The organism is Streptomyces sp. NPDC002181 (genome assembly GCF_042890485.1).
Classification (GTDB): Bacteria; Actinomycetota; Actinomycetes; order Streptomycetales; family Streptomycetaceae; genus Streptomyces.
Genome location: NZ_JBIASC010000004.1, coordinates 71,759 through 88,764, shown reverse-complemented (window position 1 = coordinate 88,764; position 17,006 = coordinate 71,759). Strand labels below are relative to the sequence as shown.

Genomic DNA, 17,006 nt, shown 5'->3' with positions numbered 1-17,006 from the left:
GGGCCCGGAGGCTGTGGGCCTGTGGGCCTGTGGGCCTGTGGGTTACAGGTTGCCGCGCTTCTCCTGCTCGCGCTCGATGGCCTCGAACAGCGCCTTGAAGTTGCCCTTGCCGAAGCCCATCGAGCCGTGCCGCTCGATGATCTCGAAGAACACCGTCGGACGGTCCTGGACGGGCTTGGTGAAGATCTGCAGCAGGTAGCCGTCCTCGTCGCGGTCGACGAGGATCTTCAGCTCGCGCAGGGTCTCCACCGGCACGCGGGTCTCGCCCGCCCACTCGCCCAGCGTGTCGTAGTACGAGTCCGGGGTGTCCAGGAAGGAGACGCCCGCCGCCCGCATCGACCGGACGGTCGCCACGATGTCGTTCGAGGCGAGCGCGATGTGCTGGACGCCGGCGCCGCCGTAGAACTCCAGGTACTCGTCGATCTGCGACTTCTTCTTCGCGATCGCGGGCTCGTTGATCGGGAACTTCACCTTCAGGGTGCCGTCCGCGACCACCTTCGACATCAGCGCCGAGTACTCGGTGGCGATGTCGTCGCCCACGAACTCCTTCATGTTCGTGAAGCCCATGACCTTGTTGTAGAACCCGACCCACTCGTTCATCCGGCCCAGCTCGACGTTGCCCACGCAGTGGTCGATGGCCTGGAACGTGCGCTTGGCCGGGCCTTCGACCAGCGGGTCGACGGAGACGTAACCCGGCAGGTAGGGGCCGGTGTAGTCCTTGCGCTCGACCAGGGTGTGGCGGGTCTGGCCGTAGGTGGCGATGGCGGCGAGCACCACGGTGCCGTGCTCGTCCTTCACCTCGTACGGCTCGTCGAGGCCGCGCGCTCCGTGCTCGACGGCGTACGCGTAGGCGGCGCGGGCGTCCGGGACCTCGATCGCGAGGTCGACCACGCCGTCGCCGTGATCGGCGACGTGCTCGGCGAGGAAGCGGCCGCGGTCCGTCGTCGCCTTGATGACCGAGGTCAGCACGAAGCGCGCGGCGCCGTTGGTGAGGACGTAGCTGGCCGTCTCGCGGACGCCGTTCTCCGGTCCGGAGTAGGCGACGAGCTTCATGCCGAACGCGGTGGAGTAGTAGTGCGCGGCCTGCTTGGCGTTGCCCACGGCGAAGACGACCGCGTCCATGCCCTTCACGGGGAAGGGGTCGGCCTCACGCGAGGTGAGAGGAGTGGTTTCGAGGTTCGCCAGAGACTCAGTCATGAGCGCAGAGTCCCGCCGATCCACAAGCTGCGCAATAGTTTCCTATTTGGCTGTACAGACTGACCAGTCGAGGCGGAGGATGGCTGAGAGATCTGTGCAGTATGACCACCCCCGCGCCTGGGAGGCAGCCATGGGAATCGACGAACTCGACGGCCGGCTGATCGTCCTCCTCGCACGCGAGCCCCGGATCGGGGTCCTGGAGGCCTCGCGCCGGCTCGGCGTGGCCCGCGGCACCGTGCAGGCCCGGCTCGACCGGCTCCAGTCGAACGGGGTCATCCGCGGGTTCGGCCCCCAGGTGGACCCGGCGGCGCTCGGGTACCCGGTGACCGCCTTCGCGACGCTGGAGATCAAACAGGGCCAGGGGGCAGACGTACGGGCATACCTGAACGGCGTGCCGGAGGTGCTGGAGCTGCACACCACGACCGGGCACGGGGACATGCTGTGCCGGCTCGTGGCCCGGTCCAACGCCGATCTGCAGCGGGTGATCGACCGGGTCGTCGGCTTCGAGGGGATCGTGCGCGCCTCGACGGCGATCGTGATGGAGAACCCGGTGCCGCTGCGGGTGATCCCGCTGGTGGAGCAGGCGGCGCAGGAGGGCTGAGCCCGTGCGGTGAGGCGGTGAGGCGGGGAGACGGTGAGGCGGTGAGCAGCGCGGAGGACGCGCCGCAAAGGTTCCGAAGGACACGCTGCAAAGAAACCCTTGCATAGAACTCTTTGCAACTCTACTGTCGTGCCATGCCCGAAGAGCCGGCGGAAACCCCGCGACCACAGCTCCGTACGCTCGACGCCCGCTCGCTGCGCGGCCTCGCCCACCCGCTGCGCCTGCGCATGCTGGCCACACTGCGCCACGACGGCCCCGCCACGGCCTCCCGACTGGCGGAGCGCCTCGGCGAGTCCAGCGGCTCCACCAGCTACCACCTGCGCCAGCTCGCCGCGCACGGCTTCGTCGAGGACGCGCCGGAGCGCGGCAAGGGCCGCGAGCGCTGGTGGCGGGCCGCCCACGACGGCACCCGGTTCGACGAGGAGCTGCTGTACGACGAGGACCCGGCCACGCGCGGCGCCGCCGACCTCTTCCTGCACGAGATCGCGACGATCCACACGCAGGAGATGAGCACCTGGCTCGGCACGGCTCACGACTGGCCCCAGGAGTGGCGGCGCGCCTCGGACATCAGCGATTTCACCCTGCGCCTGACGCCCGCACGCAGCCTCGAACTCATCCACAAGCTCCACGAGTTGATCGACAGCTACCGCGACCTGCCCCCCGAGGAGGGCACCCGGGCGGTCCGCTTCCACACGCACGCGCTGCCGCGCGCCGACGACTAGGCCGTGTCCTTCGGATCACGGCGGTGCCTCGTCGATCGGACGGGGCGCCCTGTCGACCGGACGTGGCACGCCCCTCCCCCTCAGTCCCCGCGCCGAAGAAGGAGCCCTGCCGTGCACGCCTGCACGCCCGCCGAGATCCACGACGAGGCGCACACCGCCCGGACCGTGCCCGCCCCGCACCTCCCGTACCCCGCATGAGCCGGCGGCCCTTCGCGGCGGTACTGGCCGCCAACGCCATCTCCATAGCCGGGAGCGCGGTCACCCTCATCAGCGTCCCGTGGTTCGTGCTCCAGACCACGGGCAGCGCCGGCCGGGCCGGGGTCGTCGCGTTCTGCGCCACCCTGCCCGTGATCGTCGCCGCCCTCGTCGGCGGTCCCGTCATCGACCGGATCGGCCGGCGCCGGGTCTCGGCCCTCTCCGACCTCGTCTGCGCCGTCTCGGTCGGCGCGATCCCGCTGCTGCACTACGCGGGCGTGCTGGAGTTCTGGATGCTGTGCGCGCTGATGGCCGTCGGCGGCCTCGTCCACACGCCCGGCCTGACCGCGCGCGGCGTCCTGCTGCCGAGCCTCGCCGAGCACGCCGGCACCACCGTGGGGCGTGCGGCGAGCCTGTACGACGCGGTCTCGCGCGGAGCCCGGATGATCGGGGCCGCGCTGGCCGGCGTACTGATCGCGTTCTTCGGAGCCGAGTCGGCCCTGCTGCTGGACGCGGCCACCTTCGCGGTCTCGGCCCTGCTGGTCAGCGCCTTCCTGCGCGGGGTCCCTGCCGCCGAGCCGCAGCCGGCCGCCGGGAAGATCTCCTTCGCCGGCTACCGAGCCGAACTGGCCGAGGGGTGGAGCTTCCTGACCCGCACCCGGCTGCTGCTGGGCATCACCGTGATGGTGATGATGACCAACGGCCTGGACCAGGGCTGGTCCGCGGTCCTGCTGCCCGTGCACGGACGCGAGGCCCTCGGCGGCGCCACGGCAGTCGGCCTCCTCGTCTCCGTCTTCGGCGGCTTCGCGCTGCTGGGCGCCCTGCTCTACGGGGTGTGGGGCGAGCGGTTCCCGCGCCGGGCGGTGTTCACCGCGGCCTTCCTGCTGTGCGGCGCCCCCCGGTACGCCGCCGCCGCCTTCACCGACACCCCGCTGCCGCTCGCGGTGGCGATGGCCCTGTCCGGGCTGGGCGCGGGCATGCTCAACCCGATCCTGACCACCGTGATCTACGAGCGGGTTCCGGAGGAGCTGCGCAGCCGCGTCTCGGGCGTGACCACGGCGGGCTGCGAGCTGACCATGCCGCTGGGCGGGCTCGCGGCGGGCCTGCTGGTCGACGGGTTCGGGGCGACGCGGGCGCTGCTCCTGTTCGGCGGCACGTACCTGCTGGTCACCCTCTCACCGCTGGTCTTCCCCGCCTGGCGGACGATGGAGCGCCCGGTGGACAGGGCGGTGGAGAGCGGCCGCGGCCCGGCCGGCCCGGAGCCGGCGGACCAGCCCGGGATCAGCAGGAAGGAACCGGCTCTCCCCGGGTCAGCGCACGAAGCGCCTGCACCGCGTCCGTCAGCGAGCTGACGGGCACCAGCCGGAGCCCCTCGGGGAGTTCGGACTGCGCGTCCGAGCACTCCGCCTCCGGTACGAGGAACACGCTCGCCCCGTCGCGGCGCGCGGCCTGGGTCTTCAGGGCCACGCCGCCGACGGCGCCGACCTTGCCGTCCGCGCTGATGGTGCCCGTACCGGCGATGGTGCGGCCGCCGGTGAGGTCACCGCCGCTGCCGTCCCCGTCGAGCTTGTCGACGATGCCGAGGGAGAAGAGCAGGCCGGCGCTGGGGCCGCCGACGTCGGCGAGGTTCAGCTGGACCTTCACGTCCTTCGGGTCCTTGTGGAGGAAGCCGAGGGCGGCCTGGGTGGCCGTGGACTGCGACGCGGCCATTTGCTCCAGGTTGTGCGCCTCGATCTCCTTGTCGCTTCCGCCGGAGGGGTAGACCGCCTCCTTGGGCATGACCGCCCGGGTGCTGTCGAACCAGTCGTCGACGAGCTCGGGCAGGGTCACGGTGGTGGAGGGGCCGGTGGCCTGGATGGTGGTCATCCGCAGCTGGCCGGTGGTCTGCCGGGTCGGGGCGCCCGTCACGGAGATGACCGGCTTGCCGTCGCGGTCGCCGAGCACGTCGGCCGTGAGACCCGGCTGGGCGATCACGAAGGGCAGCGGCGCGAAGGCGGCGACGGCGAACAGCCCGAGCACGGGCACGGCGCAGACGGCCAGGGCGGCGGGACGCGGCAGACGTGTGAGGCGAGAGAGCACCCGGCCAATGTATCGGGCGCCCCCGCGCGCCCCGCGCCCCACCGTGCGGGACGCGGCCGGGCGGGCTCCCCGTACCCGGCCGGGGCGCGGCCGGACACGCGTCAGCGCAGGGCGTCGGCCACCTCTCGGGCCGCGTCCACCACGCGCGGGCCGACCCGCTCCGGCACGGCGTCGGCCAGCATCACGACGCCCACGCTGCCCTCCAGCCCCGTGATGCCCACGAGCGGGGCCGCTGCTCCGCTGGCGCCCGCTTCCAGCTCCCCGTGGGTCAGCGTGTACCCGGGCTCGGTCAGCGTGCCCTGACGGGCGGCCAGAATGGCCCGCCCGGCCGCCCCGCGGTCCAGCGGGTGGCGGAAGCCGGCCCGGTAGGCCACGTGGTAGTCGGTCCAGGTGGGCTCGACGACGGCCACGGCGAGCGCCTCGGTGCCGTCGACGAGGGTCAGGTGCGCGGTGGCGCCTATGTCCTCGGCGAGGGACCGCAGCGCGGGCAGGGCCGCCTCGCGCACCAGCGGGTGCACCTGCCGGCCGAGACGCAGTACGCCGAGCCCGACACGGGCCCGGCCGCCCAGGTCGCGCCGGACCAGGGCGTGCTGCTCAAGGGTGGCCAGCAGGCGGTAGACCACGGTGCGGTTGACACCGAGGCGGTTGGAGAGCTCGGTGACGGTCAGACCGTGGTCGGTGTCGGCGAGCAATTTGAGGACCCTGAGTCCTCGGTCCAGAGTCTGGGAGGTTTCCGCGGTCACGACGCCTCTCCCTCTCTCGGTGAGCGGCGGTGACTCTCAGGATGTGCGGCGCCGGTCCCACGGCGACGCACGAGAGGCCGCCGGTAGCGGCCATGGCACCGGCTGCGCTCCCGCGGCGGCTCTGCCACGGGGCGTTCGATGCGGGGACATTAGCGAGCGGGTCCGCTCAGCGGAAGGGCTCGTCCAGAATCCGGGCGCCAACTACCCCTTTATGCCGGTAAACGATCGCCGCCGGAGTCGTTTCGTTACCTGGACCGACCGCGTGCGCCTGTGCGATCGGCCGACGCCGATCGGGGGCCGCGGGACCCGGGCGCCGCCGGGCCGGCCCGCGGTCCGGACACGGAACGTGACGGCGCCCCCGTACGAAACTCCGCCCGGGGCCCGCCCGTCAGTCCGTAGGAACGGTGGACGGGGAGAGAGGAAGCGGTGGAGGGAGCAACGGGGTCACCGCATCCGGGTGGCCCACTCCTGCACCTTCTTGATCCGCTCCCGCAGCTGTCCCGCCGTCGCCTCCGCGCTCGGCGGCCCGCCGCACACGCGCCGCAGTTCCGTGTGGATCACACCGTGCGGCTTGCCGCTCTGGTGGACGTACGCGCCCACCATCGTGTTCAGCGACTTCCGCAGCTCCAGCAGCTCCTTGTGCGAGACCACCGGCCGCCGCTCGGCCGGCAGCTCCAGCAGGTCCGCCTCGGCGTCCGGCTTGCGGCGGCTGTGCGCGATCTGCCGGGACTGCCGCTTCTGGAGCAGCATCTGCACCTGGTCCGGTTCCAGCAGGCCCGGGATGCCGAGGTAGTCCTGCTCCTCCTCGCTGCCCGGGTGCGCCTGCATGCCGAACTCGGCGCCGTCGTAGAGCACCCGGTCGAAGACGGCGTCGGACTCCAGCGCCTCGAAGGACATCTGCTCGTCCTCGCCGGTGTCCTCGTCCTCCTGCCGGTTCGCCTCGTCCATCTCCTTCTCGGACTCGGCGTACGGGTCCTCCTCGCCCTTCTTCTTGGGCTTGTCGAGGACGTGGTCGCGTTCGACCTCCATCTCGTTGGCGAAGCCGAGGAGATAGGGAATGGTCGGGAGGAAGACGGAAGCCGTCTCGCCGCGCCTGCGCGAACGCACGAAGCGTCCGACCGCCTGCGCGAAGAAGAGCGGGGTCGAGATGGTCGTCGCGTACACGCCGACCGCGAGGCGCGGTACGTCGACGCCCTCGGACACCATCCGGACGGCGACCATCCAGCGGTCGTCGTTCGCGCTGAACGTGTCGATGTTCTTCGAGGCGCCGGTGTCGTCGGAGAGGACGAGGGTGGCCTTGGTGCCGGTGATCTCGCGGATCAGCTTGGCGTACGCGCGCGCCGAGTCCTGGTCGGAGGCGATCACGAGCCCGCCCGCGTCCGGGATGCCCTTGCGGACCTCGGTCAGGCGCTGGTCGGCGGCGCGCAGCACGTTCGGCATCCAGTCGCCCCGTGCGTCCAGCGCGGTGCGCCAGGCCTGGGAGATGGCGTCCTTGGTCATCGGCTCGCCGAGGCGGGCGGCGATCTCGTCGCCCGCCTTGGTGCGCCAGCGCATGTTGCCGCTGTAGGACAGGAAGATCACGGGCCGGACGACACCGTCGCCCAGCGCGTTCCCGTACCCGTAGGTGTAGTCGGCGGAAGACCGCCGGATCCCGTCGTTCCCCTCCTCGTAGGTGACGAAGGGGATGGGGTTGGTGTCGGACCGGAAGGGCGTGCCGGTCAGCGCGAGCCGCCGGGTCGCCGGGTCGAAGGCCTCCAGGCAGGCCTCGCCCCAGGACTTCGAGTCACCGGCGTGGTGGATCTCGTCGAGGATGACGAGCGTCTTGCGCTGCTCGCAGCGGTTGCGGTGCAGCATCGGGCGCACGCCCACGCCCGCGTACGTGACGGCGACCCCGTGGTAGTCCTTGCTCAGCGGCCCGGCGGAGTACTCCGGGTCCAGCCGGATTCCTATCCGGGCGGCGGCCTCGGCCCACTGCTTCTTCAGGTGCTCGGTGGGGGCGACGACGGTCACCTGCTGCACGACGTGGTGGTGCAGCAGCCAGGAGGCGAGCGTCAGCGCGAAGGTCGTCTTGCCTGCGCCGGGCGTCGCGACCGCGAGGAAGTCGCGGGGCTGGGTCTGGATGTACCGGTCCAGCGCACCCTGCTGCCATGCGCGCAGCTTGCTGGCGGTACCCCAAGGGGCACGGCCGGGAAAGGCGGGTGAGAGGTGGTGGGAGGCGGTAGTAGTCACGGTCTCCGGTTCGGGCTCTCGGCGGCGGTCGTACGTAGGACAACCGGGCCACCCTACCGGGGCCGACGGGCCCCTCGGGGAGGGACAGGCCCGTGACCTCGGCGGGTGCGGCGAGCGTCACATCCGGCGCAACCGCTCGGCGAGACGCGCCACATCGGCCTCGTGGCCGGCGGCCACGTCGATGACCAGGTCGTAGGCGGCGTCCTGGTCCACGCCGGCGAGGTCGATGCCGTTCACGGCCAGGAAGGTCGCGGCGGCGAGCCAGGCCGTCCGCTTGTTGCCGTCGACGAGGGGGTGGTTGATCGCGATCCCGTGCAGGAGCGCGGCGGCCTGCTCGTACGGGTCCGCGTACGCGGGAGTCCCGAACATCCGCGCGCGGGGCCGGTGCACCGCGGACTCCAGCAGCCCGGGGGCACGCAGCTCGACGCTCTGCTCCAGGCAGGCGTGGCGGGCGAGGTCGAGCACCTCGGCAAGGGTCAGGTACCGCACACCGCCGGACCGGGCCGCCTTGCCGCCGGGGCGGGGGCCGGGGCCGCTCACTGGCCGAGCCGCTTCAGCAGCGCGTCGTGCCGCTGCGCCAAGCGCGCGGCCTCGTCCCCGACCCGCGCCCGCTCGTCCCGCAGGTACCGCCGCACGGCCTCCCGCACGACGTCCTCGGGGGTGCGCCCGCTCGCATCGGCGAGATCGGCAAGCTGGGCCCGGTCACCGCCGTCGAGCCGAACGATCAAGTTCTCCATCCGGGCAGCGTACGCAGCGGCGCCCGGGCCCTCACCGTGTTTTCGCCCCTGCCCCGGGGCCGCCGGCCGGGGCACAAGAGGCTGGACGCTGGACGTCGGGCGCCGGGGCGCCGGGCGCCGGACCGTTCACGCCGGCGCGGCGACCGGCTCCGGCTTCTCCCCGTACAGCCGGGTCGCGACCCACGCCCCCACCAGCGCCACGCACGCCATCGGCAGGAAGACCACGACGAACGCCGCCGGGTGCGAACCCGCGCCCGCCCCCTCGGCGGCGACGGCGTGCGCGGCCCCCACCGCTCCCCCGCCCAGCGCGGCGAAGGCCGCGCCCCCCGCCGCCAGCAGCACCACATTGGCCAGCGCGTCCGAGATCTGCAGCGCGGCGGAATTGGCCCCCGCCTCCTCCGGCGCCGACAGTTCCAGCAGCAGCACGCTCGTCGAGGCGGTCACCAGCCCCATCCCCAGGCACCCCACAGCCCAGCCGACCGCCAGCGTCCACACCGGCACTGCCTCGATCAGCACGGCCGGCGCGGCCGCGATCGCGAAGGCCACCAGCACCATCCCGGCCACCATCAGCCGCTCCCGGTACGGCGCCATCCGCGGCTTCGACTGCAGCCACGAGCCCCCCGCCCAGGTCGCCCCGCCCGCCGCCAGCGAGAACCCGGCCAGCGTCGGGCTCAGCCCCCGCTGGGTCACCAGCATCAGCGGCACGAAGCTCTCCGCCGAGATGAACGACCCCGCCGCCACCCCGCGCAGCAGCACCACCGAAGGCAGCCCGCGCCGGGCCACGTACGTACCGCGCGGCAGCAGCCCCCGTACGGCCGGCACCAGCAGCGCCACGCCCGCGGCGGCCGGCAGCAGCGAGAGCCACCGCAGGTCCTGCGCGGCGTACTGCAACAGCCCCGCCCCGGCCGAGATCCCGAACGCCAGCCGGATCCGCCTCCCGTCGAAGGCGGCGGGCGGCGCGCCCGGATCCACCGGCCCGGACGCGGTGCGCCGTATCGCGGGCAGGGCCACCACCAGCGGTACGACGACCAGCACGGGTATCCCGAGGAACACCCAGCGCCAGCCGAGGTGCTCGGTCACGGCCCCGGAGGCCAGCGGCCCGACGATGGACGGCACCACCCAGCTCGCCGCGAAGGCGGCCATGATCGCGGGCCGCAGCCGCTCCGGGTAGGCCCGGCTCACCACGACGTACAGCGCGACGATGACCAGCCCGCCCCCGAACCCCTGGACGGCCCGCCCGAGGACGAAGATCCACATGACCCCGGCGGTCCCGGCGCACACCAGGCCGGCGGCGAAGGCGGCGATCCCGACGGTCAGGGGCCGCAACGGCCCCTCCCTGTCGGCCCACTGCCCTGACAGCACCATGGCGAAGAGGCTGGTGGTGAAGTAGGCGGAGAAACCGAAGGCGTAGAGCCCGATCCCGTCCAGCTCGCGCGCGGCGACGGGCATGGCCGTCCCGACGGCGGTCGCCTCGAAGGCGATCAGGAAGATGACGGAAATGATCCCGATGCTGAGCACCCGGTACGCGGACCCCAGGATCCCGCCCTCCGACTCCGGAGGAACCGGCACACTGCGCTGCGACAGACGGTCTTCAAGGGCACTCATCGCCCCAGAGTAAGCCCCACCCCCGGGCTACGCCCCTGTCAATTGGTCGCATCCCGCCTCGGTCCCGGGACCTACGACTGTGAACGCGCCATGGCAGTCGCATTGCATCCCCAGCGCCTCCCTTCCCTCACCCGTCACCCCCTCGTACGGTCGTGGAAGTCACCACCCCACAGCCGTGTGCCCGAGTGGTTGAGGGACTCGCCTGCAAAGCGAGGCACGCGGGTTCAATTCCCGCCACGGCTTCTCCCAAAGGCCGCCCAGCACCCCCTGGGCGGCCTTCGTCCGTCCCGTACGTCAGGGGGCACAATTCAGCCGCTTGCGGGTGAAGTCCTGGTAATCCTTCATGAGCTGGGCATTCAGCAACTTGGCCTTGGCACTGTCAATGGACGCCGGACCGTTGTCGATGCCCAGCTCCAGTTCGAAGGACCCTTCCGGAGTTCGACATGTGTACAAGAGCGTGGCACCGCCATCCCACACCAGGCCTTTGCGTCCCAGGTCGAGCTTTTCCGGATGCAGGGAGTCGAGTGCCTGCCAGAACGAGTCGCTGCCTGAAGGCTTGCGCCACGCGAATGCCGTCATCGCAGTCGCCCCGTCCAGCTGAACGCGACAGGTGATCTTGTCCAGATCGGCTGCCAAGGAGAACGCGTCCCGCGTGTCCTCCGTGATCTTCTTCCCGTTGCCCAGCAGGGGCGCCACGACCTTGGCGTCGAAGGCTCCCCAGCACAACCGCTCCGGCATCTCCGAAGCGGTGGCGGCCTTCTCCTCGTTGCCTGAGCAGCCGACCAGCAGTATGCCGGCGGTCACGACTGCTGCGACGGATCGCACCGATGCCGCCGAAGGCATTACGACGACCCCTTCGAGCTGTCCACCAGGTCACGGCCGACCGAGTGCGCGACAGAGGACTCCTTGGATGCCACGCCGGCCAACGTATCGATGTCCTTCTGCGAGAGACCCGAACCGATGGCCGAGCTGCGCACCGCGCTTTCCGCTGCCCTACTGGTGCTGAGATCCGCTCTGGAGTACATGTCCGCCACGGCCTTTTCGGTGTCGCCGGTCTTTTCCTTGCCCTTGTCCTTCGCATCCTCGACGAAGTACTCGGTGACGTCTTCCTGGACCCACTCCACGATGTCGCCGGCGACGGGCACCATTTCCAGGTACTTGCCGCCAACCGCCGAGATGCCACGGTTGATCCACTTGGCGCCGTCCTCGACGCCCTTCACGTATTCCTCGTTCGTGTGGGCGGTCTCGGCATGCATGCCTTGGGCACGGGCCTCCGTCATCATGCCTGCGATCTGACCGCCGGGCTGTACTGCGATCCCCACCGCGTCACCCAACAAGGTGTACTGGTCCCGGTGCTGGACGACATCGTTGACCAGCACCGCCGTGAACGCCTGATTCGCGTTGGTGATGGCGCCGTAGGCCTCGGGGTCCTGGCCGACCGCACCGAGGAAGCGGGACACCGTCCCCTCATCGAATTCGGCCATCGTGCCGGTGACCTTGATCTGGTGGCCGCCGTTCTCAGCGGCTGCCTGGAGGTCCGGGATGTATTCCGCCGCCATGTTGCCGAAGTGCCCCGCCATGGGGCCCAGCCTCGGCTTCTTGTCCTCGTCGTCCGGGTCCTGCGCCACCAGGGACGGGTCGTCGCCGATCTTCTCGACGACGCGTTCCATGATCGCCGTCATGTCCTTGGTGTGCGGGACCGGCTTCGCGTCCTCGTCGCCCGGTACGCGGCCCGAGACGGCCGCTTCCAGGGCGCCGCCGAGTGCCTCCTGGGCCGGACCCGCTTCGCCGTAGGGGTGGCTGGGCGTCCGGTCGAAGGCGTCGGCCCAGGACTCCTTGTCCAGCATGTAGTCGACCATGCCCCGGGCCTTGCCGTGCTGGCCGGACACGGCCTTGTCGGCCGTGGTGACGATGCCGTCGCCGTTGCTGTCCTGGCGGACCGGCTCGTTGAAGAAGGCCGTCGCCGCGTCCGGGTTGTGGGACATCGCGTCCATCAGACCCGTCAGCGGGTAGAAGCCGCGGCTGCCGTCCTTGCCCTGGCTGAGCACCGTCTTCGGGTCGTACGGGGATCCGTGCTCCCATGCCTTCGGGTTCTCGCGGTCGAAGGCGACCATGTCCCGGCCGACCGAGGTCAGGAATTCCTTGTCGTACTTGCCTTCGTGGAGCAGCGCGCCCAGCGCCTGGTACCCGTAGATCCTGCTGGTCATATCCCCGGTGACCTGCATCTCCTTGCGGCCGGCCTTCATCAGGCCCGTCGTCCACGCCGCGTCCAGGTGGTTCGGCGAACTCTGCTGCGTGGCGAGACCCAGCATCGCGCCCATGTCGTTCTGGATGTTGCCGACCATCGCCAGGCGGTCCTTGCCGGCCTCACCGAGGGTCGAGGCGTCGATGGACAGCTTCGCGTACGCCTCCAGCGTGCCTTCGGGGCCGAGCTTGCGGTAGAAGTCCGGGGCGAACTCCGCGTCGTTGCGGTTGTCGTCGAGCAGGTCCTCCAGCTCGCGCAGCGCCCCCGGATCGCGGGCCACGCCGCCCGGCTCCTTGCTGAGCTTCCTCATCAGCTCGGCCGCCCGGTCGGCCTGCTCGCCGTCGAGGGTGGTGTACTTCGGCGCGGTGAAGTCGTGGTCGTCCGAGACGTTCGCGCGCAGCGCGCGGGCCAGGGAGTCGTCTGCGTCCGCGCAGTCCTCCACGAGCCGGTCGACCCTCGCCTGCCAGGCTTTGCGGTTCTCCTCCTGCTTGCGCTTGAACTCCGGGTAGTCCGGGTCGTGCCGGGCAGCGAACTCGGTCTTCGGGTCCATCGGAACGGCCGAGACCTTGCCGGCCGCGTCCACGCGGAACCCGGCGGCCGGAGCCTCCTCGTCGACGGCCTTCTTCAGCGCGTCCCGCGCGGTCTTGATGGTGGTGTGGCCGTCGCTGAGGAGCTGGTGGACGCCCTTGGCCTCCTTCGCCGCGTCCTCGAACTCCTTGGCCGTCTTGTCGACGAACGCCCGTCCGACGCCTGCGGTGACCCCGCTCCACTGCGCCTTGTCGGCCTTGGCCTTCATGCCGTTGCGAGCGGCCTCGGCCATCTCGTCCAGCTTGTCGGCCATGGCCTTCCAGTCCGTGGCCGCCGTCTGGAGCTTGTCCAGGGGCGCGTTCATCACGTTCTCGTACGTCAGCATGGAGGGGCCGCCTACTTGAGGTACTTGTCGATCGCGGACGTGGTGAAGTCTGCGTACAACTGCTGCTCTTCCTTGGCGTGGGCGGAGAGCGAGTAGTTGAGCCCGTTGGAGATGTTCGCGCAGGCGGCCACGAGGGTCTTCACCTGGCTCTCCCACATGCTGCCGACCTTCAGCAGCGCCGCCCCGCTCCCGAAGCTCTCCTTCGTGAGCGCGCCGGCGGCCTCGCTGGTGGCGGTGGCGGCGTGCTTGCCGTCGGTCAGGAGCCGGGTGTGCAGCTTGTAGGCCTCGGAGCCGATGGCGCCGATGTGGTCCTGATTGATCTCGAGATCGCCGCCGGCCGTGCCGCCACCGCCGGGGTCGGCGGGTACGTGGTTCAGGCGCATCGAGACGTTGGCCGCGGCCGTGGCGCGCGCGGTGGACCATTCCTCGTCGAACGACATCGCGTGCTTCTCTCCCTGTGTCACATCAACGTCTAACACGCTGATCGCTGCTTGTGGTTACGGCTCCGGCAGCGAGTCTCCCCATGAGCGCTCGGTCGCCGTCAGGCCTTCCTGTGTCGGACGGCGACCACGGTGACGGCCCCTCCGATGAGCACGCAGGCGCCGAGCCCGAGCCCGATCCACAGAAGGCCGCCACCGCCGTCCTTCTTGGCCGCTGCCTGCGGAGCGGGCGCACTGGACTCGGGCTTCTTGCCGTCGGCCGACGGGGTCGGCGAGTTCTTCCCGTCCGCCGCCGCCAGGTCGGGGAGCGGGAAGACATCGGCCGGACCGGGGTCACCGGGCGTGTCGAGAGCGACCCTCGGCCGCACGATGCCGTAGCCGATGAAGTCGTTGCGCGCGGACCCGTCGACGGGCTTCGCAGCGGTGTTCAACAGGACCCGCAGGACCTGGTTGTTGGTCCAGTCGGGGTGCGCGGACCAGATCAGGGCCGCGGAGGCGGAGGCGAGGGCGGTCGCATCACTGGTGCCGTGGGTTTTGCACAGTCCTGTCTTGCCGGTACAAGCCGTGACGATGTCCATCCCCGGTGCAGAAAAATCCACCTGAGATCCGTGCTGGGACTCCTTGGTCGGCTCTCCAGTGGCGTCCACTGCTCCAACGCCGACCACTCCAGGAGTCCCGGCCGGGTAGAGAAGCCTGTTGGTTGAATTCCCGTTGTTGCCCACGCCAGCGAAGATCAGCTTTCCCTTAGAGAGGGCGTACTTCACCGCTTCAGCGCGATCCCGATCGTCCTCTGGCTTCCCGCCGGTGGCCAGCGAGATGTTGATGACCTTGGCTTCCGAGTCCGCGGCGTATCGAATGGCCGCGACAATCGACGGGGTATTCGACCCTTCCAGCGTGTCAGGCACACGGATCGGGAGGATCTTGGCCCCGGGGGCAAGTCCATAGGCACCGTCACCACTCGGGTGCTTTCCGCTAGCAGCGATCATCGCGGAAATGCCGGTGCCGTGACCGTCGTAGTCATTGTCTTGGTCGCCGGGGGCATCACCCACAGGAAAGACCGCGCCGGGAACGACTTGTCCTTGCAGTTCCGGGATGCGCTTGAGGCCGGTATCGATCACCGCGACAGTGATCCCCTTGCCAGTGGTGATCTTCCAGATCTCGTCCGCCTTCATGGCGTCGAGATGCCATTGCTGCGAGCGAATGGTCCCTGCATGAGCCGGGGTCGCGGCGACCCCGGCCAGCAGTAGGCCCACCAGGGCCGCGGTCGCCTTGCGCATGTGCATCTCGTGCAACGTCCGTTCTGCTCAGTCGATCACTGGCGGAGCGACGCGACGGTCGCTCTGCCAGGTCTCTTCGTCCTCGACCAGGTAGTCAGCGCGTTCGCCGTGCTGCTCGTCCCGCCGCTTGCCCGGCGTCTGTGAACGTGCACCCGCGTGCCCCATGGCACCCGCGCCGTTGCGCACAAGACCCGAGCCGCCCTGGGTGAACGGCTGGCCGCCCGCGATCGGGCGAGTGCCCGCACCGGGCTGGCGGCCTCCGACGACGCCTCCCGGCTCCGAGGCGAGTCGACGACCTGCCGCGAAGCCGCCCTGGCCTCCTGCGTGACCGCCGCCGTGTCCCATGCCGCCGCCCATGCCACGGCCGGCCTGGGTTCCTTCGCCGATGACGGTGCCGCGCGGGATGCCCGAGCCGGGTCCGGTGGACGTCACAGGCCGGCCTCCCGTGATGCCGCTGTCACGCGGGGCCATTCCCGGCGTGCCGAGGACCTTGCCGCCGGAAGGAGGCGTGCCGGGACCGCCCAGTCCCGGGTAGGGACCGATGCCCGGGCCGGTGAGGCCGGGCGGCTTCAGGCCGCCGGCCGGCGGGAAGCCCACAGGCGGGATAACGGGGCCCCCAGTAGGGCCGACGGGACCCGTGGGCAGCTGTCCTGGCGCGGTCGTCACCGGAGGCAGAGTCCGATGCGGAAGCGTCGCGGTGCTGTCGAGGTCCACGCCCACCTCGCGGTCCGGAACCGACGGCGTGGGCACGGAGGGGACCGTGTTGTCAGGCTGCACCGAACGCCCGGGCACCGTACCGGAATCACCCGAGGGCGTGCTGTGTGACGAGCCTTGGGGCGCGTACGAAGAACCTGTCGAGCCGGCTCCTCCGCCGGACTCTCCTCCAGGCCTCGCCATATCGTCCGAGCCATAGATAGCCGGCGGCACCAGCACATCCGGCGGCGGCGGGAACGTAGGGATCTTCGCGGCATCCATCTGCTGCGCCGACTTGTCGTACGACCCGGCCAGCTTGGTCATCGCGTCCACGGCCCGCGCGTGGTCCCCGTTCAGCTTCGACCAGGCGTCCTGGCCCAGCTTCACCGCATCCGGGTCGTTGTGGTATTCACGGGACGTCGCCAGGTTCGCCCTGAGCGTCGCCTCCGCGGACGCGCTGTAGTTCGGCATGTTGCCCGCGCCGTAGTCGGTCGGCTTGACCTCACGCATGATCTGCGTGGTCTCAGCCATGTACTTGCCGCCGGCGGCGCTGTACTCGGCGAGCACCAGGGTCGCGCTGCCCGTCTGGTTCACCCAGTTCTGGAAGGCCTCGGCCGCTTCGCCCTCCCAGCCCTTGACCTTGTGGTCCTTGAGCTTCTTCCCGATCTCCTCGATCGCCTTCGCAGCGTTGGTGAGCTGCGTGGCGCAGTTGAAGGTCTTGTCCGGGTCGATCGCAGCGACCATGGCGTACAGCTGCGCGTGTGTGTAGCCCTCGAACTCGCTCATCCGAAGAAACTGCCCTTCTTCGTCCCGTTCGGCTGCGGCGTGTTCGGCGTGCCCGGCTGTCCGCCGTCGGCCGACTCGTCCGCGTACGGGTCCCGCTTCCGCTCGTACTGCTCATGGGCCTGCTTGGCGAGCAGAGCCATGCGCCGCTTCGTCTCCTCGTCCACCTGGCTGTAGCCGCCGCCCGCGGACTGGATGGCGATGCCGAGCGCCTCGATCTGCACCGCCAGCCCCTTCGACAGCTTCTGCAGCTCCGTGTGGACGGTGGTGTACGCCTTGAAGAGCTTCTCGGCCTGCGCGAAGCCCTTGCCCAGGGCTGCCTGCGGCAACGTGCCGTCGGCCAGCTTCCCGTGATCGGCCGGGGACTCCTGGAGCGTCTTCAGGAGGCTGTCCACCAGCTTCTGATAGTCCTTCAAGTCGTCGTACTGGACCCGCAGTGCCGCAGCGGTCGCCCCGTAAGCCGCCCCCGCAAGCGCACCCATCGGACCCGGCAAGCCCAGCGCGAGGCTCGCTCCCACCAGGCCCGCCCCGTTGTCTTCTGCCACGA

The 17,006-nt window shown here is 70.6% G+C and carries 16 protein-coding genes and 1 tRNA gene; 4 read left to right on the top strand and 13 right to left on the bottom strand.

Annotated elements, in window-relative coordinates:
• Positions 1-42: 42 nt before the first annotated feature.
• Entirely contained in the window at positions 43-1,197 is a 1,155-nt protein-coding gene (gene hppD / locus ACFYXV_RS12790; protein ID WP_383341934.1) for a 4-hydroxyphenylpyruvate dioxygenase, read from the bottom strand.
• 130 nt (positions 1,198-1,327) lie between these two features.
• Here hppD and ACFYXV_RS12785 point away from each other — a divergent pair, with 130 nt between their 5' ends.
• The 3 genes from ACFYXV_RS12785 (at position 1,328) to ACFYXV_RS12775 (ending at position 4,067) form a co-directional block, all read left to right on the top strand.
• Positions 1,328-1,798 (top strand): Lrp/AsnC family transcriptional regulator, encoded by a 471-nt coding sequence (locus ACFYXV_RS12785; RefSeq protein ID WP_385475049.1) that lies wholly within the window; start codon positions 1,328-1,330, stop codon positions 1,796-1,798.
• A 134-nt stretch (positions 1,799-1,932) separates the two neighbouring features.
• Positions 1,933-2,520 carry an ArsR/SmtB family transcription factor gene (locus tag ACFYXV_RS12780; protein WP_385475047.1) on the top strand — a complete coding sequence of 196 codons (588 nt, stop codon included), beginning with the start codon at positions 1,933-1,935 and terminating at the stop codon, positions 2,518-2,520.
• Positions 2,521-2,714: 194 nt separating this feature from the next.
• Positions 2,715-4,067 carry an MFS transporter gene (locus ACFYXV_RS12775; protein WP_389382873.1) on the top strand — a complete coding sequence of 451 codons (1,353 nt, stop codon included), beginning with the start codon at positions 2,715-2,717 and terminating at the stop codon, positions 4,065-4,067.
• On the opposite strand, the gene ACFYXV_RS12770 is transcribed toward ACFYXV_RS12775, so the two are convergent.
• From ACFYXV_RS12770 to ACFYXV_RS12745, 6 genes are all read right to left on the bottom strand, one after another.
• The gene (locus tag ACFYXV_RS12770; protein WP_385475044.1) at positions 3,997-4,794 is read right to left on the bottom strand and encodes a PDZ domain-containing protein; all 798 of its coding nucleotides are present in this window, start codon (positions 4,792-4,794) and stop codon (positions 3,997-3,999) included. The two genes, ACFYXV_RS12775 and ACFYXV_RS12770, sit on opposite strands and share 71 nt — an antisense overlap.
• A 101-nt stretch (positions 4,795-4,895) precedes the next feature.
• A complete protein-coding gene (locus ACFYXV_RS12765; RefSeq protein WP_030158675.1) occupies positions 4,896-5,537 on the bottom strand; it encodes an IclR family transcriptional regulator in 642 nt (213 codons plus the stop codon).
• Between the two features lie 444 nt (positions 5,538-5,981).
• Positions 5,982-7,766, bottom strand: coding sequence for a DEAD/DEAH box helicase (locus tag ACFYXV_RS12760; RefSeq protein ID WP_327132269.1), 1,785 nt, complete (start codon positions 7,764-7,766; stop codon positions 5,982-5,984).
• Between the two features lie 117 nt (positions 7,767-7,883).
• The gene (locus tag ACFYXV_RS12755) at positions 7,884-8,255 is read right to left on the bottom strand and encodes a type II toxin-antitoxin system death-on-curing family toxin (RefSeq protein WP_389383061.1); all 372 of its coding nucleotides are present in this window, start codon (positions 8,253-8,255) and stop codon (positions 7,884-7,886) included.
• A 47-nt stretch (positions 8,256-8,302) separates the two neighbouring features.
• A complete protein-coding gene (locus ACFYXV_RS12750) occupies positions 8,303-8,503 on the bottom strand; it encodes a hypothetical protein (protein WP_389382872.1) in 201 nt (66 codons plus the stop codon).
• 126 nt (positions 8,504-8,629) lie between these two features.
• Positions 8,630-10,108, bottom strand: a complete 1,479-nt coding sequence (locus ACFYXV_RS12745) for an MFS transporter (protein WP_385475038.1) — start codon at positions 10,106-10,108, stop codon at positions 8,630-8,632.
• 171 nt (positions 10,109-10,279) lie between these two features.
• Here ACFYXV_RS12745 and ACFYXV_RS12740 point away from each other — a divergent pair.
• Positions 10,280-10,351: transfer RNA gene (locus ACFYXV_RS12740), tRNA-Cys, on the top strand.
• 51 nt (positions 10,352-10,402) lie between these two features.
• On the opposite strand, the gene ACFYXV_RS12735 is transcribed toward ACFYXV_RS12740, so the two are convergent.
• From ACFYXV_RS12735 to ACFYXV_RS12710, 6 genes are all read right to left on the bottom strand, one after another.
• Positions 10,403-10,912 (bottom strand): hypothetical protein, encoded by a 510-nt coding sequence (locus ACFYXV_RS12735; protein ID WP_389382871.1) that lies wholly within the window; start codon positions 10,910-10,912, stop codon positions 10,403-10,405.
• 38 nt (positions 10,913-10,950) lie between these two features.
• Positions 10,951-13,266 carry a DUF6571 family protein gene (locus tag ACFYXV_RS12730; RefSeq protein WP_389382870.1) on the bottom strand — a complete coding sequence of 772 codons (2,316 nt, stop codon included), beginning with the start codon at positions 13,264-13,266 and terminating at the stop codon, positions 10,951-10,953.
• Positions 13,267-13,277: 11 nt separating this feature from the next.
• Positions 13,278-13,706, bottom strand: coding sequence for a hypothetical protein (locus ACFYXV_RS12725; protein ID WP_385475033.1), 429 nt, complete (start codon positions 13,704-13,706; stop codon positions 13,278-13,280).
• A 101-nt stretch (positions 13,707-13,807) separates the two neighbouring features.
• A complete protein-coding gene (gene mycP / locus ACFYXV_RS12720; protein ID WP_389382869.1) occupies positions 13,808-14,989 on the bottom strand; it encodes a type VII secretion-associated serine protease mycosin in 1,182 nt (393 codons plus the stop codon).
• 21 nt (positions 14,990-15,010) lie between these two features.
• On the bottom strand, positions 15,011-16,462 hold the full coding sequence (locus ACFYXV_RS12715) for a WXG100 family type VII secretion target (protein ID WP_389382868.1): 1,452 nt from the start codon (positions 16,460-16,462) through the stop codon (positions 15,011-15,013).
• Positions 16,459-17,004, bottom strand: coding sequence for a hypothetical protein (locus tag ACFYXV_RS12710; protein ID WP_385475027.1), 546 nt, complete (start codon positions 17,002-17,004; stop codon positions 16,459-16,461). The genes ACFYXV_RS12715 and ACFYXV_RS12710 overlap by 4 nt, the downstream gene beginning before the upstream one ends.
• Between the last annotated feature and the right edge of the window lie 2 nt (positions 17,005-17,006).

What these genes read in the sequence shown, in the direction of transcription:
- ACFYXV_RS12730 (WP_389382870.1), bottom strand. Translation starts at nt 13,266, where the DNA reads ATGCTGACGTACGAGAACGTGATGAACGCGCCCCTGGACAAGCTCCAG.
- hppD (WP_383341934.1), bottom strand. Translation starts at nt 1,197, where the DNA reads ATGACTGAGTCTCTGGCGAACCTCGAAACCACTCCTCTCACCTCGCGT.
- ACFYXV_RS12775 (WP_389382873.1), top strand. Translation starts at nt 2,715, where the DNA reads ATGAGCCGGCGGCCCTTCGCGGCGGTACTGGCCGCCAACGCCATCTCC.
- ACFYXV_RS12715 (WP_389382868.1), bottom strand. Translation starts at nt 16,462, where the DNA reads ATGAGCGAGTTCGAGGGCTACACACACGCGCAGCTGTACGCCATGGTC.
- ACFYXV_RS12745 (WP_385475038.1), bottom strand. Translation starts at nt 10,108, where the DNA reads ATGAGTGCCCTTGAAGACCGTCTGTCGCAGCGCAGTGTGCCGGTTCCT.
- ACFYXV_RS12780 (WP_385475047.1), top strand. Translation starts at nt 1,933, where the DNA reads ATGCCCGAAGAGCCGGCGGAAACCCCGCGACCACAGCTCCGTACGCTC.
- ACFYXV_RS12785 (WP_385475049.1), top strand. Translation starts at nt 1,328, where the DNA reads ATGGGAATCGACGAACTCGACGGCCGGCTGATCGTCCTCCTCGCACGC.
- ACFYXV_RS12725 (WP_385475033.1), bottom strand. Translation starts at nt 13,706, where the DNA reads ATGTCGTTCGACGAGGAATGGTCCACCGCGCGCGCCACGGCCGCGGCC.
- mycP (WP_389382869.1), bottom strand. Translation starts at nt 14,989, where the DNA reads ATGCACATGCGCAAGGCGACCGCGGCCCTGGTGGGCCTACTGCTGGCC.
- ACFYXV_RS12750 (WP_389382872.1), bottom strand. Translation starts at nt 8,503, where the DNA reads ATGGAGAACTTGATCGTTCGGCTCGACGGCGGTGACCGGGCCCAGCTT.